General features: G+C 75.6%; 10 protein-coding genes and 1 riboswitch. Of the genes, 9 read left to right on the top strand and 1 reads right to left on the bottom strand.

Annotated elements, in window-relative coordinates; all coding sequences use genetic code 11:
• Positions 1-72 precede the first annotated feature (72 nt).
• On the top strand, positions 73-474 hold the full coding sequence (locus tag ACYVOM_RS12270) for a PPOX class F420-dependent oxidoreductase (RefSeq protein ID WP_460303427.1): 402 nt from the start codon (positions 73-75) through the stop codon (positions 472-474).
• A gap of 36 nt (positions 475-510) precedes the next feature.
• On the opposite strand, the gene sigJ is transcribed toward ACYVOM_RS12270, so the two are convergent.
• Entirely contained in the window at positions 511-1,419 is a 909-nt protein-coding gene (sigJ, locus tag ACYVOM_RS12265) for an RNA polymerase sigma factor SigJ (RefSeq protein WP_460303426.1), read from the bottom strand.
• A gap of 303 nt (positions 1,420-1,722) precedes the next feature.
• On the opposite strand from sigJ, the gene ACYVOM_RS12260 reads away from it, so the two are divergent.
• The 8 genes from ACYVOM_RS12260 (at position 1,723) to ACYVOM_RS12225 (ending at position 22,425) form a co-directional block, all read left to right on the top strand.
• A complete protein-coding gene (locus ACYVOM_RS12260) occupies positions 1,723-3,099 on the top strand; it encodes an NtaA/DmoA family FMN-dependent monooxygenase (RefSeq protein WP_460303425.1) in 1,377 nt (458 codons plus the stop codon).
• A 31-nt stretch (positions 3,100-3,130) separates the two neighbouring features.
• The gene (locus ACYVOM_RS12255) at positions 3,131-4,318 is read left to right on the top strand and encodes an LLM class flavin-dependent oxidoreductase (RefSeq protein ID WP_460303424.1); all 1,188 of its coding nucleotides are present in this window, start codon (positions 3,131-3,133) and stop codon (positions 4,316-4,318) included.
• Positions 4,319-4,505: 187 nt separating this feature from the next.
• Positions 4,506-5,630: an LLM class flavin-dependent oxidoreductase gene (locus tag ACYVOM_RS12250; RefSeq protein ID WP_460303423.1), complete on the top strand. Its 1,125-nt coding sequence runs from the start codon at positions 4,506-4,508 to the stop codon at positions 5,628-5,630.
• Complete coding sequence (locus tag ACYVOM_RS12245; protein ID WP_460303422.1) at positions 5,627-6,487, top strand: glutathione S-transferase C-terminal domain-containing protein; 861 nt, start codon at positions 5,627-5,629, stop codon at positions 6,485-6,487. The genes ACYVOM_RS12250 and ACYVOM_RS12245 overlap by 4 nt, the downstream gene beginning before the upstream one ends.
• A gap of 96 nt (positions 6,488-6,583) precedes the next feature.
• Positions 6,584-6,931, top strand: coding sequence for a hypothetical protein (locus tag ACYVOM_RS12240; protein WP_460303421.1), 348 nt, complete (start codon positions 6,584-6,586; stop codon positions 6,929-6,931).
• A gap of 260 nt (positions 6,932-7,191) precedes the next feature.
• A riboswitch (SAM riboswitch) is annotated at positions 7,192-7,297 on the top strand.
• Positions 7,298-7,307: 10 nt separating this feature from the next.
• The gene (locus ACYVOM_RS12235; protein ID WP_460303420.1) at positions 7,308-8,600 is read left to right on the top strand and encodes a response regulator transcription factor; all 1,293 of its coding nucleotides are present in this window, start codon (positions 7,308-7,310) and stop codon (positions 8,598-8,600) included.
• Between the two features lie 89 nt (positions 8,601-8,689).
• Complete coding sequence (locus tag ACYVOM_RS12230) at positions 8,690-17,737, top strand: type I polyketide synthase (protein ID WP_460303419.1); 9,048 nt, start codon at positions 8,690-8,692, stop codon at positions 17,735-17,737.
• Between the two features lie 23 nt (positions 17,738-17,760).
• The gene (locus tag ACYVOM_RS12225; protein ID WP_460303418.1) at positions 17,761-22,425 is read left to right on the top strand and encodes a type I polyketide synthase; all 4,665 of its coding nucleotides are present in this window, start codon (positions 17,761-17,763) and stop codon (positions 22,423-22,425) included.

Genomic DNA, 22,425 nt, shown 5'->3' with positions numbered 1-22,425 from the left:
GAGCGTGGCGGCCGCCGCCGTCCGTTTTCGGGGACTTGACCTCAACCTTGGTCGAGGACCGAGGCTCGGCGCATGACCTTCACTCCGGAAGAACTCGCCTATCTGCCGTCTCAGCGCCTCGGCCGCCTCGCCACGGTCGCGCCCGACGGCACCGTCCAGAACAACCCGGTGGCCTTCACGGTGCACGCGCAGGACGGCTACATCGAGATCAGCGGCTACCACATGGGCGAGAGCCGCAAATTCGCCAACATCCAGACCAACCCCCAGGTCTCCTTCGTCGTCGACGACATCGCCTCGTTCGACCCGTGGGAGGTCCGCGGCATCGAGATCCGCGGCCGTGCCGAAGCCGTCACCGGCATCGAGCGGGTCCCCGCCGCCTCCTACCTCAGCGCTGAGGCCATCCGCGTCCACCCGCGCCGCATCCGCAGCTGGAACCTCGAAGGCGTCTCCTCGGCCCGCTGGATCGACGCCTGACGGCCTTCCGGCCTCGGGGTCGCCGAGGCCGGAAGGTCAGGCGGTCCAGGGGGTGAGTTTGTCGGGGTTGCGGATGATCCAGATGCGGCTGATGCGGCCGTCGGTGGTCTCGGTGGACAGGACGCCCTGGATCTCCTCGCCGAGGGTGATGGCGGCGCCGGGGCGGCCGTTGACGGTCGTCTCGGTGAGGGTCGCGCCGTAGCCCTGGACCTTGCGGAGGATGCCGATGAGGAAGCGGGCCGCGTGGTCGGCGCCGGTGATCGGGTTGAGCGCGGCGCTGGCCTTGCCGCCGCCGTCGCTGCGGACGGTGACGGCCGGGTCGAGGAGGGCGGTGAGGGAGTCGAGGTCGCCGGTGAGGCAGGCGCGCTTGAAGGCGGCCAGGATCCGGGCGTCCTCGGCGGCGGGACTGAGCGACGGGCGTTCACGGGCCAGCCTGCGCCGGGCGGAGGCGGCGAGCTGTCGGCAGGCGGCAGGGCTTCGGCCGACGGCCTCGGCGATCTCGGCGAAGGGGACGCCGAAGACGTCGTGCAGGATGAACGAGACGCGTTCGGCGGGCGTCACCGAGTCGAGGACGACGAGCATGCCCATCGACACCGACTCGTCGAGGGTGATCCGCTCGGCCGGGTCGGCCGCGCCGCCCGCCGCCGCGCTCGTCCAGGTGCCCGCGCCCGGCAGGGGCTCGGGCAGCCAGTCGCCGGTGTACCGCTCGCGGCGGCGGCGGGCCGAGGCGAGGACGTCGAGGCAGATCCGGCTCGCGACCCGGGTCAGCCAGGCGACGGGCCGCTCGATCGCCTCCCGCTCGGACTCTTCCATCGCGTACCAGCGCGCGTACGTCTCCTGGACGACGTCCTCGGCGTCGTGCACCGAGCCCAGCATCCGGTAGCCGAGGTCGAGGAGCCCCCGCCGCTCCTCGGCGACCGGCCGGGGTCCTTCCGCCGCCGTCACCGGTCCTGCCCGGTGAGCGTGGCGACGCCGCCGCGCAGCCCCGGCCCGGTCGGCCTGGCCTGTGTTCCGACCGCCCGCGTGCTCTCGGCCGCCGCGATACGCATGGTCACCCCTTGTCTTTCGGGCGCTCCACGGCGCCCGTCTCTGTCTCTACCCCTATGACGAGACAGCCTTCCGGAATGTAGGGCGATCCCGAAAAAACCCTCGTTTCGCCCGGAACCCGGCATCCCGTGTGGGGGATTCCCTTGACGGACTAATACCTAATTTCCTACTGTTTAAGTAGGTCTTTTGCGAGGGGGGCGGATGAGGCGGATCCATCTGGCGGCGCACTTTCCCGGTGTCAACAACACGACGGTCTGGTCGGACCCCGCGTCGGGCAGCCAGATCGACTTCGCGTCGTTCGCGCATCTCGCGCGGACTGCCGAGCGCGGGAAGTTCGACTTCTTCTTCCTCGCCGAGGGCCTGCGGCTGCGGGAGATGAAGGGCCGCATCCATGACCTCGACGTCGTGGGCAGGCCGGAGTCCTTGACCGTCCTGGCGGCCCTCGCGGGGGTGACGACGCATCTGGGCCTCGCCGCGACCGTCAACTCGACCTTCAACGAGCCGTACGAACTGGCCCGCCGCCTCGCCACCCTCGACCACCTGAGCGACGGCCGCGCCGCCTGGAACGTCGTGACGAGCTGGGACGCCTTCACAGGGGAGAATTTCCGACGCGGTGGCTACCTCGCCGAGGCCGACCGCTACAACCGGGCCAGGGAGATGCTCCAGACGGCACGCGAGCTGTGGGACTCCTGGGACGCCGGCGCCATCCTCGCCGACCGCGCGACGGGCGCGTTCGTCACCCCGGGGCAGGGCGAATTCCGGCACGAAGGGCCCCAGTTCGACATCTCCGGGGTGTTCGGCACACCGCGTCCGCCGCAGGGCCATCCCGTCATCATCCAGGCGGGAGACTCCGAGGAGGGCCGCGAGTTCGCCGCCTCCGACGCCGACGTCATCTTCAGCCGGCACCACGCCCCCGACGAGGCCCGCGCCTTCTTCAAGGACGTGAAGTCCCGCCTCGCCAAGTACGGCCGCCGCCCTGACGAGCTGAAGATCCTCCCCGCGGTGACGGCCGTCGTCGCCGACACGGACGCCGAAGCCGTCGAGGAGGCCGCGCGCATTCGGCGCGCGCAGGTGAGCGCTCCCACCGCACTCGCGTTCGTCGAGGGCATCTGGGGCCGCGACCTTTCCGGATACGACGCCGACGGCCCGCTTCCCGACCTCGACCCCGACCCGGGCGAAGGCGTCTCGCAGGGCCGCGCCCAGTTCCGCCGCGACCGGCTCGGCATCGCCCGGCAGTGGCGGGAGCTTTCGGAGGCGCGCGGCGGGCTGACGATCCGCGAACTCGTCATCGAGGCGACCGGCCGCCAGACGTTCGTCGGCGCGCCGGGCACCGTCGCCGCACAGATGCACGACTACGTCCAGGACCGGGCGTCGGACGGCTTCATCCTCGTCCCGCACCTCACCCCGACCGGCCTCGACGCGTTCGTCGACCGGGTGGTCCCGCTCCTCCAGGAACGCGGCTCCCTGCGCGACGACTACACCGGCGCCACCTTGCGCGACCACCTCGGCCTGTCCGAGCCGCGCCGCCTGTCCGAGCCGCGCCGCCTGTCCGAGCCGCGCCGCCTGTCCGGATCCTGAAGAGAGCCGCATCCTCAAGAGAGAAGGACGCATGACCCACCTGCACCTCGCGGCAGCGCTCGACGGGGCCGGATGGCATCCGGCAGCCTGGCGGGACCCGCTCGCCCGGCCCGCCGAGCTGTTCGGCGCGCGGTACTGGGCCGACCTCGCGGGCGACGCCGAACGCGGACTGCTCGACTTCCTCACCTTCGAGGACGCCTTCGCCGTCCAGTCGTCGCGGTGGGCGGGGCCGGACGGGCGGACCGACCAGGTGCGGGGCAGGCTCGACGCGGTGCTCCTCGCCGCCCGGCTCGCCGCGGCCACCTCCGCGATCGGCCTGGTGCCGACGACGAGCACGACGCACACCGAGCCCTTCCACGTCGCGATCGGCATCGCCTCCCTCGACCACGCGACGTCAGGACGGGCCGGGTGGCGGCCCCAGGTGTCGGGGAAGGCCGCCGACGCCGGGCACTTCGGGCGGCGGACGATCCCGGAGTTCGCACCGGACGGCCATCGGACGGGCGCCGCCGCGGCAGCCGTCGCCGAGCTGTTCGGGGAGGCCGCCGACGCCGTCGAGGTGGTCCGGCGGCTGTGGGACAGCTGGGAGGACGACGCGGTCATCCGGGACGCGGCTCGTGGAAGGTATGTGGACCGCGACAAACTCCACTACATCGACTTCGAGGGGCAGCACTTCAGCGTCCGGGGGCCGTCGATCACACCGCGCCCGCCGCAGGGGCAGCCGCTCATCACGGCGCTCGCCCACGACGTCGTCCCTTACGAGTTCGCCGCGCGCTCGGCCGACATCGTCTACGTGACGCCGCACTCGCCGGCCGACGCGGGCGCGATCGTCGGCGCGGTCCGGGAGGCCGAGCGCGCCGTCGGCCGGACGGGCGCGCCGCTCAAGGTCTTCGCCGACCTCGTCGTCTTCCTCGGCCCGGCCGCCGCCGACCGCAAGGACGCCCTCGACGAGCTCGACGGCGTTCCCTTCACCTCGGACGCCTTCGTCTACGCAGGCCGGGCCGACGCCCTCGCCGACCTGCTCCTGTCCTGGCAGGAGGCCGGGATCGAGGGGTTCCGGCTGCGGCCCGGCGCCCTGCCGCGCGACCTCGGCCACATCACCCGCGACCTCGTCCCGGCCCTCCAGGCGCGCGGCGCCTTCCGGGGCGCCTACGCCGAGGACGTCCTGCGGACCCGCCTCGGCCTGCCCCGCCCCGCCAACCGCTACGCCCCCGCCCCGTGACCCGCCCGACGCCCCGGGGCGCCGCCGTCCGCTCGGCGGGCACGCCGACCGCTCGGGTGCTCCCGGGCCGGAAGGCGGCCGGCGGTTCTCCGCGGGTCGCCGGGACCCGGCGCGCGGCGACCCAGCGCGTTCTCGACCAGCGAGAACGCGCCGTACACCCTGTCAAACCTGCCTTCGGAAGGCGGCCATGAGCGTTCCCCTGTCGATCCTGGACCTCGCGCCCGTTCCGGCCGGGGGGAGCGTGCGAGACGCGCTGCGCAACACCGTGGACCTCGCGCGCAGGGCCGAGGAGGCCGGGTACCACAGGTACTGGCTCGCCGAGCACCACTTCGCGCCCGGCGTCGCCTCGTCCGCGCCGCAGGTGCTCATCGGCGCGGTCGCCGCCGCGACCAGCCGGATCCGGGTCGGGTCCGGCGCGGTGCAGACCGGGCACTGGACGGCGCTGGGCGTCACCGAGCAGTTCGGCACCCTCGACGCGCTGCACCCCGGCCGCATCGACCTCGGGCTGGGGCGCTCCGGGCAGGCCCGTGCCGAGATCGGCGCACGCCGCGCCGTGCCGCCGCGCGCGGAGCGGACCGTCGACGGGCTGCTCCTCCCGAAACCGTTCGACTACGGCGTGCTGGCGCTCTCCGACGCGCACAAGGCCTACGCGCTGCTCCAGCAACCCGGCGCGCAGACCCCGGACTTCGCTGAGACGGTCGACGAGATCGCCGCGCTCCTGGCCGGAGACCACCGCACCGCGGAGGGCATCCCGGTCCACGCCTACCCCGGCGAAGGCGCGGAGCTCGCCCTGTGGATCCTCGGCAGCAGCGGCGGCGAGAGCGCCCGGGTCGCGGGGGAGCGGGGGCTGCCGTTCGCGGCGAACTACCATGTGGCTCCCTCGCACGTGCTGGAGGCGGTCGAGGCCTACCGGGCGGCGTTCAAGCCGTCGGACGCGCTCGCCGAACCCTACGTCGTGGTCTCCGCCGACGTCGTCGTCGCCGAGGACGACGAGACCGCGCGCCGCCTCGCGTCCCCCTACGCGCTGTGGGTGCGCAGCATCCGCCGGACCGGCGCGGCGATCCCGTTCCCGACCGAGGCCGACGCCGCCGCGCACGAGTGGAGCGAGGCCGACCTCGAACTCGTCGTGGACCGGACCGCCACCCAGTTCGCGGGATCGCCCGGCACCGTCGTCGAAAGGCTGGAGACGCTCCGGCGCGTCACCGGCGCCGACGAACTGCTCGTCACGACCATCGTCCACGACCACGCGGCCCGCGTCCGCTCCTTCGAGCTGCTCGCGCGCGCTTGGCACGGCACAGGAGGCAACCCGTGAGCTACGCACCACCCGCCGACGTCGCAGCGAACGGCCCGTACGGCCCTGAAAGGGTCCAGGCCTCCTTGGCGGTTGGCCGGCCCGTCTACCCTTTCCAGGGGCGTCTCGGCACACCGCTCTTCCCGGCCGTCCCCGGGCGGTACCACCTGTACGCGGCCTGGACGTGCCCGTACGCGCAGCGCGCCGCGATCGTCCGTGAACTCGCCGGCCTCCAAGACGTCGTCGGGCTGTCGTATGTGGACGACGAGAGGGACGCGCTCGGGTGGGCGTTCCGGGAGCGGCGCGGAGCCGACCCCGTCAACGGGTTCCGGTACCTGAGCGAAGCCTACGAGGCCACCGAGCCGGGCTACCCGGGGCACATCTCCGTGCCCGTCCTGTGGGACACGCGGGAACGCCGCATCGTCAGCAACCACTACCCGGACATCACCTTGGACCTCGCCACGCAGTTCGCCCACTGGGCGGACCCTTCCGTCGAGCTGTACCCCGAACACCTGCGCGCGCGCATCGACGTCCTCAACGAGGAGATCCGGACCGACGTCAACGAGGCCGCGCAGCAGGCCCGCGCGGCGGACCCGGCGACGGCGGCGTCCGCGCGCGCCCGCCTGGCGGGGGCCTTCGCCCGCCACGACGCGACGCTCTCACGGACCCCGTACCTGCTCGGCGACTCCCTCACCGAAGCCGACATCCGCCTCTGGGTGACCCTGGTCCGCCACGACGCGGCGCCCAACCCGCACGACGGCCTCTCGGCTGAGCCCTTGGCGGCCTTCCCTTCCCTGGCCGCCTACACGTCCCGCCTTCTGGCCCTCCCGGCCTTCGCCGCGACGACCGACCCCGCCCTCGCCGGCGTCCCGCGCTGAGCCGTTTCCCCAGGTCACACGGGTCGACCGCATTGACTCGGCCGGTCGCCGCACGTAGCGTCTTAGGTGCTCTACGTAGCCACCGGAAGGGACTCGATGCGCCTCCGACCCATCCTCACCACCGCCGCCCTCGCGGCCCTCCTCTCCGCCGCCCCCGCCCGCGCGACCCCGCCGCCGCCCGCCCCGTCCGTGGTCGTCGCCATCACCTTCTGCCAGGAACCCGACTACAAGACCTGTGACCGCTACGGCGTGGACACCGGCACCCCCTACCGGGTCCCCGGCCCCTACACCGCCAAGCTGGCCTCGGCCCGCACCGAGCCCGCGGGCACCACCTGCACCCTGTACCGCTACGAGAACGCCATGGGCCCCCTCGCCGACGTCACCCCGGCGGGCACCTCCCCCCTGGACGTCAAGCCCACGTCCTTCCTCTGCTCCGCCCCCTGACCCGTCGCCGCGAGGACCTCCGCGCACCTCGCCCCACCCCGCCGACGCGTGCGGGTACCTCGTGCGACGCCTCCCGTGCGGCTGGCGCCCTCGCGTGAAGGTACCCGCGTGGCGGGGTGCTCCTTGACCCTCAACCGCCCCGTGCGTCCCGTGTGCGCGCGCCTTGCGTGCGCCGCATGGCGGATGCCCCCGGCCCGGTCGGGAATCGTGACCAAATTCATGTATTTCCTACTTTATTAGTATGTATTATGTGTGGTGTCGGCAAGGAGTGCCAGCGTCAAGCCCCGGCTAGCTGGCCGGCAACCCTCACTGATGCGGGGTGCCCCGGGTGAAGGCCAGGTGGCGTTCGCGTCACAAGCAACGGTGAGGGATGACTGTGAGCGTGGTGAGTGCGGTCGCGGAGACCGCCGTGGACAGGTTCGGCGAAGAGAAGATGTGGGATCTCGTGCGGGCCGGGCGGCCGCGCGAGATGGTGGAGGCGCTGACGCGCCCCGACGACGGACCGCGTCCGGGCGGGGCCCGGGACTGGGCCGCGGTCTGGTACCCGGGGCTGATCGGGACCTTGGCGGCGGGCACGCCGGCCGGCTCGGCGGCTCCGGAAGCGGGCTCCGCGGCGGGGGACGGGCGCGCGACCGGATTCGACGTGCTGCGCGATCTGCTGGCGACCGGCTCGGCCGAGACCGCGGTGCGGGACGCCGAGGCGGTGCTCGGGACCTGTCCGATGAGCACGGACGCGCTGACGTCGCTGGGCGGGGCGCTCACCGCGCTCGTCTACGCCGACCGGGCGGATCTGGCGGCGCGCTGGTGCCGTCCGCTGCTGGAGCAGACGACGGCGCACTGCGATCCGGTCTGGCTCGGGATGTTCGCCGCGATCCGGGGGGAGACGGCGCTGCGGCTCGGCGACCCGGCCGAGGCGGCGGCGTGCGTGCGGACCGCGCTCATGCACATCCCGTGGCGGGACTGGGGTGTCGCGATAGGGGTCCCGTTCGCCACGATGATCGCCGCGAAGACGGCGCTCGGCATGACCGAGGACGTCATCCGATATCTCGCGGTCCCCGTTCCCGAAGCGATGTGGGAAACGCCGGCCGGGCTGCATTATCTCGCGGCGCGCGGCCAATTCCACGCGGCTTCCGGAAATGCCGCCCGAGCCCTGGCCGATTATCGGGAATGCGGCGCGATAATGCGGCGTTGGGGCATCGACCTGCCGGGCCTCGCCCCCTGGCGGATCGGCGCCGGGCATGCCGCGCTCGCGCTCGGCGAGCGGGCCGAGGCCGCAGGGCTGGCCCGCGAGCAGCTTGCGCTGTCGGGCGCCGCGCCGACCCGCACCCGGGGCGCCGCGCTGCGGCTGCTCGCCCTGGCAGGCCCCGCGGAGCAGCGCCGAACCCTGCTCGAAGAGGCCTGCGACGTACTGCGAGAGGCCGGTGACACGGCGGAGGCGGAACGTGCCAAGGCCGACCTCGCTTCCCTCGCGCCGGACCGCGCGGTCCTCAGCGAGGCCGAGGCCAAGGTCGCCGAACTCGCCGCGCGCGGCCTGTCGAACCGACAGATCTCCACCCGGCTGTACATCACGGTGAGCACCGTGGAACAGCATCTGACGCGCATTTATCGCAAACTCGGCCTGCGCCGCAGAAGCCAACTCGCCGCATTCCTCCAGGCCGCTTCGCGATAGGGGGCGCTAGGGGTCGGCGCATCTGGTGGCGGTTTCCCCCGGTGGACAGAATCGATCAAGTAGAGATCGGTCTTCCCCGGGGGGACAGCATGGCAGCAGCCTTTCCCATCGCCGTCGTCGGCCTTTCCTGCCGACTGCCGGCGGCGCCCGATCCCGCGGCCTTCTGGCGGCTGCTGGAGGCGGGCGCGGACGCGGTGACGGCGCGGTCGGGCGTCCCCGGCGGATACCTGGAGGGCACCGACCTTTTCGACCCAGCCTTCTTCGGCGTCTCGCCGCGTGAGGCGGCCGCCGCGGACCCGCAGCAGCGGCTCCTCCTCGAACTGGCCTGGGAGGCGCTCGAGGAGGCCCGCGTCCCGCCCGCCCGGCTCGCCGGGCGGGCGGTCGGCGTCTTCGCCGCCGCGACGCACGGCGACTACGCGGCGGTGGTGCAGCGCGCCGGGGCCGCCGCGGTCACCCGGCACACCCTTCCGGGGCTGAACCGGGCGCTGCTGGCCAACCGGGTCTCCCACGCCCTCGGCCTGCGCGGGCCGAGCCTCACCGTGGACGCCGCGCAGGCGTCCGGGCTCGTCGCGGTGCAGCTCGCGGTGGAGAGCCTGCGCCGGGGCGAGACGGAACTCGCCCTGGCCGGGGGCGTCAACCTGATCCTCGCGCCCGAGTCCGACCTCGCGTCGGCCCGGTTCGGCGGCCTGTCGCCGGACGGCAGGTGCCACGTCTTCGACGCGCGCGCGAACGGCTACGTGCGCGGTGAGGGCGGCGGCGTCGTGGTGCTGAAGCGGCTCGCCGACGCGGTGGCCGACGGCGACCGCGTCCACGCGGTGATCCTCGGCGCGGCGGCGGGCAACGACGGCGCGACCGACGGCCTGACCGTGCCGAGCGCCGCGGCGCAGGAGGACGTGGTGCGCCGCGCCCTCGCCGACGCGGGACTGTCCCGCGACGACGTCCAGTACGTGGAGCTGCACGGCACCGGGACGCCGGTCGGCGACCCGATCGAGGCCGCCGCGCTCGGCGCGGCCCTGGGCGCGGGCCGGGAGGCGCCGCTGCGGGTCGGCTCGGTGAAGTCGAACATCGGGCACCTGGAGGGCGCGGCGGGCATCGCGGGGCTGCTGAAGGTCGTGCTCGGCCTGCGCCACGGGACGATCCCGGCGACCCTCCACCATGTCACCCCGAATCCCTCGATCCCGCTCGACGCCCTGGGCCTGCGCGTGCAGACCGAGACCGCGCCCTGGCCGCAGGACGCGCCGCGCCGGGTCGCCGGGGTCAGCTCGTTCGGAATGGGCGGGACGAACTGCCACGTGGTGCTGGCCGAAGCGCCCGCGCCCGCAGCGGCCGGACCTGCCGGATCCGACGCGCCGGTCGTGTCCTGGCTGGTGACGGGCCGGGACGCGGCGGGCCTCGCCGCGCACGCCGCACGCCTCGCCGACGCGGTGGGGGAACTGCCCGCCGCGTCGGTCGGCAGGTCCCTCGCCACGACGCGGGCGCACCTTGCGCACCGCGCCGTCATCGCGGGCGACGCGGTGGAGCTGCGCGCCGGGCTGCGCGCGCTCGCCGAGGGCGGCCAGGCCGCCCAGCTGGTGCGGGGCACCGCCCGCGACCGCGGCCGGACCGTCTTCGTCTTCCCGGGGCAGGGCGCGCAGTTCCCGGGCATGGGCCTCGCGCTCGCCGAGGAGTCGCCGGCCTTCGCCGCGGCCCTCGACGCGGCGGGCGCGGCCCTCGCCCCGCACACCGGCTGGGACCTGCGCACGGCCCTGGCCGACGAGGCAGCCCTGGCGCGGGTGGACGTGGTGCAGCCCGCCCTCTTCGCGGTGATGGTCGCGCTCGCCGCGCTGTGGCGGGCGCACGGGATCGAGCCGGACGCGGTCATCGGGCACTCCCAGGGCGAGATCGCCGCCGCGCACGTCGCGGGCGCGCTGTCCCTGGCCGACGCGGCCAAGGTGGTGGCGCTGCGCAGCCGGGCGCTCGCGGAGATCTCCGGCACCGGGGGCATGGCCGCGGTGGAACTCCCGGCGGACCGTCTGGCGCCCCTCCTCGGCGTCGGCCTGGACGTCGCCGTGGTGAACGGCCCCACCGCCACCGTGGTCGCCGGTGAGGTGGCCGCGTTGGAGGGGCTGCTCGAAGGGCTGCGCGCGGACGGCGTCAGGGTCCGCCGCCTTCCGGTGGACTACGCCTCCCATTCGGCTCTCGTCGAACCTGTGCGGGACCGCCTCGTCGCCGACCTCGCGGGGATCGAGGCACGCCCGTCCGAGGCGCTGTTCTACTCGACCCTGACGGGCGGGCTGTTCGACACCGCAGGGCTGGACGCCGCCTACTGGTACCGCAACCTCCGCGAGACCGTCGTGTTCGAGCGGACGGTGCGGGCCGCCGTGTCGGACGGGCACGGGCTGTTCGTCGAGGCGAGCCCGCACCCTCTGCTCACCGCCGCGACCGGCGACGTCCTCGACGCCACGGGCGGCCTGGCGTTCGGCACCCTTCACCGGGACCGTCCTGGCCTCCGGCAGTTCCTGCTCTCCCTCGGAAGGGCGCAGACCTCGGGCGCGCCCGTCCACTGGCCCGACGAGTGGGGCGGCGACCTCACCGACCTGCCTACGTATCCCTTCCAGCGCCGCTCCTACTGGATCGCCGGAGCGCCCTTGCCCGGGGAGTCCGCCCCGCTCGCGGAGGAGGCCCCTTCCACCGAGCCCGCTGCGCAGGCGCTGCCTACGGCGGACGCCACCGCGCTCGCCTTCGACGACGCCCTGCGGATCGTCCTGTCCGGCGCGGCCGTCGTCCTCGGCTACGACGGCCCCGGCGCGGTCGACCCCGACGCCGCGTTCCGCGAGATCGGCTTCGACTCCGCCGGCGCGGTCGAGTTCCGCGACAGGCTCGCCGAGGCCACGGGCGTCTCCCTGCCGAGCACCCTCATCTTCGACCACCCGACGCCCCGGGCCGTCGCCGCCCTGCTCACCGGAGAAGCCGCCCACGAGGCCGCCCAGGAGGAAGGCCGCGCCGCGCCCTCGGAGGAGCCGATCGCCATCGTCGCCGCGGGAGGTCGCTGGCCGGGCGGCGCGGACACCCCCGAGAAGCTGTGGGCGCTGCTGCGCGACGGCCGCGACGCGATCGGCGCGTTCCCCGCGAACCGCGGCTGGGACCTCGACGCGCTCTACGCGCCGCAGAGCGAGTTCCGCCCCGGCACGACGTATGCCAGGAACGGAGGCTTCCTCTACGACGCCGACCGCTTCGACGCCGCCTTCTTCGGCATCTCCCCGCGCGAGGCCGCGGTGATGGACCCTCAGCAGCGGCTGCTGCTGGAGACGGGCTGGGAGCTGTTCGAGCGGGCGGGGATCGACCCCGCCTCGCTGCGCGGCAGCCGGACCGGGGTGTTCGTCGGCGCGATGGCCCAGGAGTACGGCACCCGGTTGCACGAGACCCCGCGCGGCTTCGACGGGCACGCCCTCACCGGCAGCGCCTCCAGTGTCGCCTCGGGCCGCCTCGCCTACACCCTGGGCTTGGTCGGGCCTGCCCTGACCGTCGACACGGCGTGCTCGTCGTCGCTGGTCGCGCTGCACCTGGCGGCGCAGTCGCTGCGCTCGGGCGAGTGCGATCTGGCGGTCGCCGGGGGCATCACCGTGATGGCCACGCCGGGCATGTTCACCGAGTTCAGCCGCCAGGGCGGCCTCGCGCCGGACGGACGGTGCAAGCCGTTCGCGGCGGCGGCCGACGGCACCGCCTGGTCGGAGGGCGCGGGCCTGGTCCTGCTGGCCCGGCTGTCGGACGCGCTGCGCGACGGCAGGACGGTCCTCGCGGTCCTGCGCGGCAGCGCGGTCAACCAGGACGGCGCGTCCAACGGGCTCACCGCGCCGCACGGGCCGTCCCAGGAGCGGGTGATCCGCGCGGCCCTGCGCGCGGCCGGCCTCACCCCGGGCGACGTGGACGCCGTTGAGGCGCACGGTACCGGCACCCGCCTCGGCGACCCCATAGAAGCGGGCGCCCTCCAGGCGGCGTACGGGACGGGTAGGGCACGCCCCCTGCTCGTCGGCTCCGTCAAGTCGGTGCTCGGCCACACCCAGGCCGCCGCCGGGATCACCGGCCTCATCGCGATGACCGAGGCGCTGCGCGCGAACGAACTCCCCGCGACCCTGCACGTGGACGCGCCCTCCCCGCACGTCGACTGGTCCGGCGGCGAACTGGAGCTCCTCACCGGGCCCCGCCCCTGGCCGCGCGTCGGCGCCCCGCGCCGCGCCGGCATCTCCTCCTTCGGCATCAGCGGCACCAACGCCCACGTCGTCATCGAGGAGCCTCCCGCGCCCCGCGTAGCCCCCGCGTCCGAGCCACCCGCACAGGGCATCCTCGGCGGCCCCGCCCAGGGTCGCCCCGCCCCCTCCGCTCCACTCACCGGACGGGTGCTCCCCGACGGCCGCACCACAGCGCCCGGGACGGGCGAGCGTGCCGCCGAGGCTGAGCGCGCGCGCTCGCGGGAGTTCGCTTCCGGGGAGCGGCCGGTGGTGTTGGGGCTCTCGGCGCGGACCTCGGGAGCGCTGCGGGAGTCGGCGGGGCGGGTGCGCGACCTTCTGGTGGGAGGCGCCGACCCGGACGCGGTGGGGCGGGCGCTGGCGACGACGCGGGCGCTGTTCGAGGAGCGGGCCGTGTTCGTCGGGGCGGCCGGGGAGGCCGCGGCGGCGCTCGGCGCGTTCGCCGCGGGAGCGGGTGCACCCGGGCTGGTGACGGGCCGGGCGGCCCGCCAGGGCGGGACGGGATTCCTGTTCAGCGGCCAGGGCAGCCAGCGGGTCGGGATGGGGCGCGGGCTGTACGGGACGTCGCCGGTGTTCCGCGACGCGCTGGACGAGCTGTTCGACGCCTTCGCCCCGCACCTGGACCGGCCGCTGCGCGAGGTCGTCTTCGACGGCCCCGACGAGCTGCTCGAACAGACCGCCTACACCCAGCCCGCGCTGTTCGCGGTCGAGGTCGCGCTGTTCCGGCTGACCGAGGCGGCGGGTGTACGCCCCGCCGTCCTCCTCGGCCACTCCATCGGCGAGCTCGCCGCCGCCCACGTCGCCGGGGTGCTGGGGCTGCGCGACGCGGCAGCGCTGGTCGCCGCCCGCGGACGGCTCCTGCAGAGGCTGCCCGCGGGCGGCGCGATGGCCGCGCTCCAGGCGAGCGAGGAGGAGATCGCCGTCCATCTCGGCGAAGGGCTCGACCTCGCCGCGGTGAACGGGCCGGAGTCGGTGGTCGTGTCCGGGGACGCCGACGCGGTCTCCGCGCTGGCCCGGCGCTGGAAGGCCGACGGACGCCGGGCAAGGCCGCTGCGCGTCAGCCACGCGTTCCACTCGGCGCGGACGGAACCCGCCCTCGCGGAGTTCCGCGCGGTGGCCGCCGCGCTGGACTTCCGCGAGCCGCGGATCCCGATCGTCTCGAACGTGACGGGGCGGATCGCGACCGGGATGGCCGACCCCGAGTACTGGGTGCGGCACATCCGGGCCGCCGTCCGCTTCCACGACGGGGTGCGCACCGCCCGCGACCTGGGCGTCACCGCACTGCTGGAGCTCGGTCCGGACGCGACGCTCACCGCCCTCGCCCGGGAGAGCACGGACGTCCCGGTGATCGTGCCCGCGCTGCGCAAGGACCGGCCCGAGGCCGGGTCGTTCCTCGCCGCGCTGGCCGAGCTGCACGTCGCCGGCGTCGCCGTGGACTGGGCCGCCGTGCACGGCGACGGCCCGCGCGCCGACCTGCCGACCTACCCGTTCCAGCGGGAGCGGTTCTGGCTGACGGCCGAGCCCGCCGCGCCAGGCTCGGCGCACCGCCTGCTCGGCCCGGTCCTGGAACTCGCCGACGGCGGCGCCGTCCGCACCGGACGGGTCGCGGCCGAGGACGAGCCGTGGCTCACCGACCACCGGATCCTCGGCGACGTCCTGCTGCCCGGCACCGCCCTCGCCGAACTGGCCCTCCAGGCAGGCGCCCCCCTGGCCGACCTCACCCTCGAACACCCCCTCGTCCTCCCCGAAGAGGGCCAGGTCTCCCTCCAGGTCGTCACGGGCGCCCCGGGCAACGACGGCCTCCGCCCGGTCTCCGTCCACGCCCGCGTCGGATCCGGCCCGTGGACCCGCCACGCCTCCGGCGCCCTCGGCGCGCCGCACGGCGCCGCGTCGGGCGGCGCCGACAGCGCGCCGGGCGGCGCGGAGTGGCCGCCCGCGGGGGCGGTCGCGGTGGATCTCGCCGCCCTGTACGCGCGGCTCGCCGAGCGGGGGTACGAGTACGGGCCGGGGTTCCGGCTGCTGCGCGGGGTCTGGCGTGACGGGGACGCCGTGTACGCCGAGACGGGCACGGTCGCGGACCCGCAGGGGTTCGCGGTGCATCCGGCGCTGCTGGACGCCGTGCTGCACGCGGCGGTCGGCGAGGTGCTCGATGGGCCGGGGGTGCGGATTCCCTTCGCCTGGTCGGGGTTCGCCGTGCACCGGGAGGGCGCGGAGGCGCTGCGGGCGCGGATCGCCTCCCGGCGGGAGGGCGCGGTCGCGGTCGACGCCTGGGACGCGGACGGGAACCCGGTGCTCACGATCGGGGACCTCGCGTTCCGGGAGACCGCGGCCGACGAGCGGCCCTACCGCCTCGACTGGACGCCGCTCGACTGGACGCCCCCGGAGGGCAAGGACCCGTCAGACGACGGCCCCTGGACGATCCTGTGGAACGGCGCCCTGCACGACGACTGGGCGGCCGTGGCGGAACCGCGGACGTCCGGCCCGCTTCCCGAGGCCGCGCGCACCGCGACCGTGCGGGCGCTGGGCCTCGTCCAGGAGTGGCTCGCGCACGGCGAGGGGCGTCTGGCCGCCGTCACCCGCGGCGCGGTCGCGACCCGGCACGGCTCGGACGTCCCCGGGCTCGCCGAAGCCGGCCTGTGGGGCCTGCTGCGGACCGCGCAGGCCGAGCACCCCGGCCGGATCGTCCTGCTGGACCTCGGCCCCGGCCCGGTCGATCCCGCCGAGGTCGCCGCGGCGGCCCGCGCGGGCGAGGAGCAGGCGGCACTGCGCCGCGGACGGCTGCTCGTGCCCCGGCTGGCCAGGCCCGGCCGCGACGCGCTCGACCTCCCGGACGGCCCGTGGCGTCTCGACGTCGCCGGGGCGGGCGGCCTCGACGCGATCGCCGCGGTGCCCGCCCCGGAGGCGGCCCGCCCGCTCTCCGGCTGCGAAGTCCGGGTGGCGGTCCGCGCCGCGGGCCTGAACTTCCGCGACGTGCTCATCGGCCTCGGCATGTACCCGGGCCGCGCCAGCATCGGCGCGGAGGGCGCGGGCACCGTCCTGGAGACCGGGCCCGAGGTGACCGGGCTGCGGCCGGGCGACCGGGTGATGGGCCTGCTCCAGGGCCAGCTCGGCCCGCTCGCGGTGACCGACGCGCGGCTGCTGGCCCCGATCCCCGCGGGCTGGACCTACGCCGAGGCCGCCGCCGCGCCCGTCGCCTTCCTCACCGCCTACCACGGCCTCGTCGACCTCGGCGAGCTGAAGGCGGGCGACCGGGTCCTCGTCCACGCCGCGACGGGCGGGGTGGGCGGCGCGGCGGTCCAGCTCGCCCGCCACCTCGGCGCGGAGGTGTTCGCGACGGCCTCGCCCGCCAAGCAGCCGCTGCTCCTGGAGGCCGGGCTGGACGACGCGCACGTCGCCTCCTCCCGCGACCTGGAGTTCGCCGACCGGTTCGGCAGGGTCGACGTCGTCCTGAACGCCCTCGCGCACGAGTTCACCGACGCCTCGCTCGGCCTGCTCGGGCCCGAAGGCAGGTTCGTCGAGATGGGCAAGACCGACCTGCGCGACCCCGCGGACGTCGTGCCCGTCTACCGCGCGTTCGACCTGTTCGACGTGGACCCGGAGCGGATCGCGGTGCTGTTCGCCGACCTCGGCGTGCTGTTCGAGGACGGCGGGCTCCAGCCGCCGCCGGTCGAGTCGTGGGACGTGCGGCGCACCCCCGCCGCACTGCGCCGGCTCTCCCAGGCCCGGCACACCGGCAAGCTCGTCGCGACACTCCCGCGCCGCCCCGAGCCCGACGGCACCGTGCTCGTCACCGGAGGCACCGGCACGCTCGGCGCGCTCGTCGCCCGGCATCTCGTCCGCGGGCACGGCCGCCGGAGCCTTCTGCTGGCGTCCCGGAGGGGCCCCGGCGCGCCGGGCGCGGCCGAGCTGCGGGCCGAGCTTGCGGCGCTCGGGGCCGACGTGGAGATCGTCGCCGCCGACGCGGCGGCCCCCGAGGACGTCCGGGCCCTGTTCGCGGGCCGCCGGATCACCTCGGTGATCCACGCCGCGGGCGTCCTCGACGACGCGGTGTTCGCCGAGCTGACCGATGGCCAGGTTCACGACGTCCTGCGCGCCAAGTCCGACGCGGCCTGGTGGCTGCACTTGGCCGCCGCGGAGCACGACGTCGCCGAGTTCGTCCTGTTCTCCTCGGCCGTCGGCGTCCTCGGCAACCCCGGCCAGGCCGGATACGGGGCCGCCAACACCTTCCTCGACGCGCTCGCGGCGCTGCGCGCCCACCGGGGGCTGCCCGCGGTGTCGGCCGCCTGGGGCCGCTGGGAGGAGGAGAGCGCGATGACGGGCGGGCTCACCGAGGCGCAGCTGCGCCGCATGGCCCGGCGCGGCCTCGCGGGCCTGCCGACCGCGCGGGGCCTGGCGCTCCTCGACCGGGTGCTCGCCGCGCCCGACGCCGCGCTCGTGCCCGCCCGGCTCGACCTCGACGCCCTCGACGAGACGCCGCCGGTGCTGCGCGGCCTCGCGCGTCCCGTCCCGGCAGCCGTCGAGCCGTCCGGGCCCGTCGCCGGGCTCGCGGACCTTCCCGAAGCCGAGCGGCTGCGGCGGCTCCTGCACCTGGTGCGCGCCACCGCCGCCGCGGTCCTCGGGCACGCCGGACCCGAGTCCGTCCGGCCCGACCACGGCTTCCAGGAGTCGGGATTCGACTCGCTCGCCTCGGTCGAACTGCGCACCAGGCTCGGCGCGGCCGTCGGCCTGAGGCTGCCCGCCACCTTCACCTTCGACCACCCGACCCCGGCCGAGGCCGCCGCGCACCTCGCGGACCTGCTCGCGCCGGCGCCCGAACCCGTTTCCGAGCCGGACCCGGCCGAGGACGACATCGCCTCGGCGACCGGGGACGAGCTCTACCGCCTCATCGAAGACGAACTGCGGCTGTCGTGAGCCGTCCGAACAAGGAGAGAGCCATGGCGGAGGAAGAAAAGCTGCGCGACTACCTCCGGAGGGTGACCGTCGAACTCCAGCGGACCCGCCGGAGGCTCGCCGAAGCCGAGTCGGCGGCGCGCGCGGAGGCCGAGCCGGTCGCCGTCGTCGGGATCGGCTGCCGCTACCCGGGCGGGGTACGCAACCCGGACGACCTGTGGCGGCTCGTCGCCGAGGAACGCGACGTGATCGGGCCACTGCCCGCCGACCGGGGCTGGGACCTCGACCGGCTCTACCACCCCGACCCCGACCACAGCGGCACCAGCTACGTCCGCGAAGGCGGCTTCCTGCACGACCCCGCCGGGTTCGACGCCGACTTCTTCGGGCTGTCCCCGCGCGAGGCGCTGGCCGCCGACCCGCAGCAGCGGCTCCTGCTGGAGACCGCGTGGGAGGCCGTCGAACACGCCGGGATCGACCCGAGCGGCCTGCGCGGCAGCCGGACGGGGGTGTTCACCGGCGTCATCGCCCAGGAGTACGGGCCGAGCCTGCACCACCTGCCCGCCGAGGGCACCGACGGGTACGTCCTCACGGGCACGACGACGAGCGTCGCGTCGGGGCGGATCGCCTACACGCTCGGGCTCACCGGGCCCGCCGTGACCGTGGACACCGCGTGCTCGTCGTCGCTCGTCGCGGTCCACCTGGCCGTCCGGGCGCTGCGGGCGGGGGAGTGCGACGCGGCCTTCGCGGGCGGCGCCACGGTGCTCGCCTCGCCCGGCATGTTCATCGAGTTCTCGCGCCAGCGGGGCCTGGCCCCCGACGGAAGGTGCAAGCCGTTCGCGCGCGCGGCCGACGGCACCGCGTGGGGTGAAGGCGCGGGGCTGCTCCTGCTGGAGCGGCTGTCGGACGCGCGGAGGCTCGGCCACCGGGTCCTCGCGGTGATCCGCGGCTCGGCCGTGAACCAGGACGGGCGCAGCAGCCGCCTCACCGCGCCGCACGGCCCGTCGCAGCGCGAGGTGATCCGGGCGGCGCTCGCCGCCGCCGACCTCGCGCCCGACGAGATCGACGCCGTCGAGGCGCACGGTACGGGGACCGCTCTCGGCGACCCGATAGAGGCGGGCGCTCTGCTCGCCGCCTACGGCCACGACCGGGAACGTCCCCTTTACCTCGGCTCCTTGAAGTCGAACATCGGGCACACCCAGGCCGCCGCGGGCGTCGGCGGGATCATCAAGCTCATCGAGGCGATGCGCCGCGGCGTGCTGCCGCGCACCCTCCACGTGGACGAGCCGACCCCGCACGTCGACTGGTCGTCCGGGGCCGTCGCCCTCCTCACCGAGGCCCGCCCCTGGCCGGAGACCGGCGCGCCCCGCCGCGCCGCGGTCTCCTCCTTCGGCGTCAGCGGCACCAACGCGCACGTCGTCCTGGAACAGGCGCCCGACGCCGCCGCACCCCGTGACCCCGAGCCCGCGGACGACGGCGCAGGCCGCGGGACCGGCCGGGCGGACGCCGCCGAGCTGCCCTTTCTGTGGAGTCTGTCCGGAAAGGGGGAAGTGGCGCTGCGGGAGCAGGCACGGCGGCTCGGGGAGGCCGCCGGCGGGCTGGATCCCGCAGATGTGGCGCTGACGCTCGGGGCCGGGCGGGCGCGGCTGGAGGAACGGGCCGTGGTGATCGGGCGGGACGCCCCCGAACTCCTCGCCGGGCTGCGCGGGCTCGCCGACGGGACGGGCTCGGGCGCGGCGCCGCGCGGGAAGGCAGGAGGCGGCGGGCTGGTGTTCCTGTTCACCGGGCAGGGGAGCCAGCGCGCCGGAGCCGGCAAGGAGCTCTACGGGCGGTTCCCGGTGTTCGCGGAGGCGTTCGACGCGGCGGTCGAGGCCCTTGACCGGGAGCTGGCCGGGCACGCCGCGCGGTCGGTGAAGGACGTCTGGTTCGAAGGCGGCCCGGAACTCGACGAGACGCTGTACGCCCAGACCGGCCTGTTCGCGCTGGAGACCGCGTTGTTCCGGCTGCTGGAGTCGTGGGGCGTCCGGCCGGACTTCGTCGCCGGGCACTCGATCGGCGAACTCGCCGCCGCGCACGCCGCCGGGGTGTGGGCGCTGGACGACGCGGCGCGGCTCGTCGCGGCCCGCGCGCGGCTCATGCAGGCGCTGCCCAGGGGCGGAGCGATGGTCGCGGTGGAGGCCGCCGAGGACGAGGTGCGCGCCCTGCTCGTGCCCGGCGTGGAGATCGCCGCGGTGAACGGGCCCGCGTCCGTCGTCGTCTCCGGCGACGCCGAGGCGGCCGAGTCCGTCGCGGCGGCGCTGCGGGCCGCCGGGCGGCGGGTGAAGCGGCTGCGGGTCTCGCACGCCTTCCACTCGCCGCACATGGACGGGATGCTCGGGGAGTTCGCGGAGATCGCGGCTTCCGTGCCCGCCGAACCGCCGCGCGTGCCCGTCGTGTCGAACCTGACGGCCGAACTCGTCACCTCCTACGCCGACCCTTCGGTCTGGGCGCGGCACGTGCGCGGCACCGTCCGCTTTCATGACGGGCTGCGGGCGCTGGCCGACGCGGGCGCGACCACGTTCCTCGAACTCGGTCCCGACCCGGTGCTGACGGCCCTCGCGGCCGAGGCGGTCCCCGGCTCCGAAGCCGAGGCGGCGCTCCGCGCGAACACCCCCGAAACCGACACCCTCGCCTCCCTGCTCGCCCGCGCCCACCTGCACGGCGCCGACCTCGACTGGGCGGCCCTCTACCCCGCCGCCCGCAGGACCGACCTGCCCACCTACCCCTTCCAGCGCGCGCGCTACTGGCTCGCCCCTTCCCCCTCGTTCGCCCCCGCCCCCCGCGACCCGCGCCGCTTCACCCTCACCTGGCGCCCCGTCGAGCCCGTCCCGGCACCTCCGTCCTCCTGGCTCCTCATCTCCGACGGCCACCCCTGGACCGAACCCCTGCGCACCGCCCTGGAACGCACCGGCGCCCGCGTCACCGAGTCCCTCGCGCCGGACGCCCCGTCGGCAGCGGACGGAACGCCAGGCCCCGCGGAGGCGTCCGGACGCATCGACGCGCAGGCCGCCGGGTCCGGCTTCCCGGACGCTCTACCCGGGCGCGTCGCTGCGGTGGAAGGGGTGGGGCGTGCCGCCGTGCCGGAGTTCGTCGTGCCGGACGGGGTCGACGCGGTGGTGTCGTTGCTGCCGTTGGGCGGACGGGATGGGTATGTGGCGAATGTCGGGCTGTTTCAAGGGCTGCGGGTGCCGCTCTGGTCGGTGACGGCGGGGGCCGTCGCGGTTGGAGGGGAGGTGTTGCCTGCGCCGGAGCAGGCGCTGACGTGGGGGCTCGGGGCGGTCGCCGCGGCCGAGCATCCGGGTCGGTGGGGCGGGGTGGTCGATGTGGGGGCGGAGCCGGATTGGGATGCCGTGGCCCGCGCGCTTGTGGGGGCCGGGCGGGAGAAGGAACTCGCCGTGCGGGGCGGCGGGGTGTTCACCCGTCGTCTGGTGGCCGCCGAGCCTGAGGCCGGGGAAGGGTGGAAGCCGCGCGGGACCGTGCTGGTCACGGGCGGGACCGGGGCGCTCGGGGCGCGGGCCGCGCTGTGGGCGGCCCGGAACGGCGCCGCGAAGGTCGTCGTCGCGAGCAGGCGCGGGGCCGACGCGCCCGGGGCCGCCGCGCTGTCGGCCCGGATCGCCGCCGAAGGCGCCCAGGCCGTCGTGCGGGCCGTGGACGTCGCCGACCGGGAGGCGCTGGCCGCGCTCCTCGACCTGCACCCCGTGGACGCCGTCGTGCACACCGCCGCCGCCCTCGACGACGCGCTCGTCGGAGCCCTCGACGCCGCGCGGATCGACCGCGCGCTGGCCGCCAAGGCCGACGCCGCGTGGCACCTGCACGAACTCGCGGGCGATCTCGATGCCTTCGTCCTGTTCTCGTCGCTGGCCGGCGTCGCGGGCATCGCCGGGCAGGGGAACTACGCGCCCGGCAACGCCTACCTCGACGCGCTCGCCCAGCACCGCCGCGCGCTCGGCCTGCCCGCCACGTCGATCGGCTGGGGCCACTGGGGCGGCGGCGGGCTCGCCGACGGGGCCGCCGCCGAAGCCCTCGCCGGCCAAGGCGTCCGGGCGCTGCCGCCCGACGAGGCGATCGCCTACCTCGGCTCGGTCACCGCGGCGCACACCGTCGTCGCCGAGGCCGACTGGGACGTGCTGGCCCCCGGCCTGCCGCTCACCGCCGAACTGCGCACAGCCCCGCGCGAGACCGCCGCCGAGACGGGCCTGGCCGAGGCGCTGGCCCGGCCCGGCGCGGACCCCCGGCGCGTTCTGCTGGACCTCGTGCGCGCCCTCGTCGCCGAGGTGCAGGGCCGCAAGGGCGCCGCCTCGGTCGCGCCGGACGCGCCGTTCAAGGAGCAGGGCTTCGACTCCCTCGCCGCGGTCCGCCTCCGCGCCCGGCTCGCCGCCGAGACCGGCCTGGCGCTGCCCGCCTCCCTCGTCTTCGACCATCCGACGCCGGAGGCGCTGGCCGCGCACCTCGCCGGACTGCTCGCCCCGGACCCCGACGCCGCCCTGCTGGCCGGGATCGAGGCACTGGAGGCGCTGCTGGAGCGCTCCGGCGCCGACGGCAGGGCCGCCGCCGCGCCCCTGCTGCGCGACCTGGCAGGCCGCGCCGCGCCGTCGTCCGCCGCGGCCCTCCTGGCCGACGCCACCGACGACGAGCTCGTCGATTTCATCGGATCAACCCTCGGGATCGAGTGA

Source organism: Actinocorallia aurea, assembly GCF_054783995.1.
Note: the sequence above shows the minus strand (reverse complement) of the source record. Positions and strands in the feature narration are given on the sequence as shown.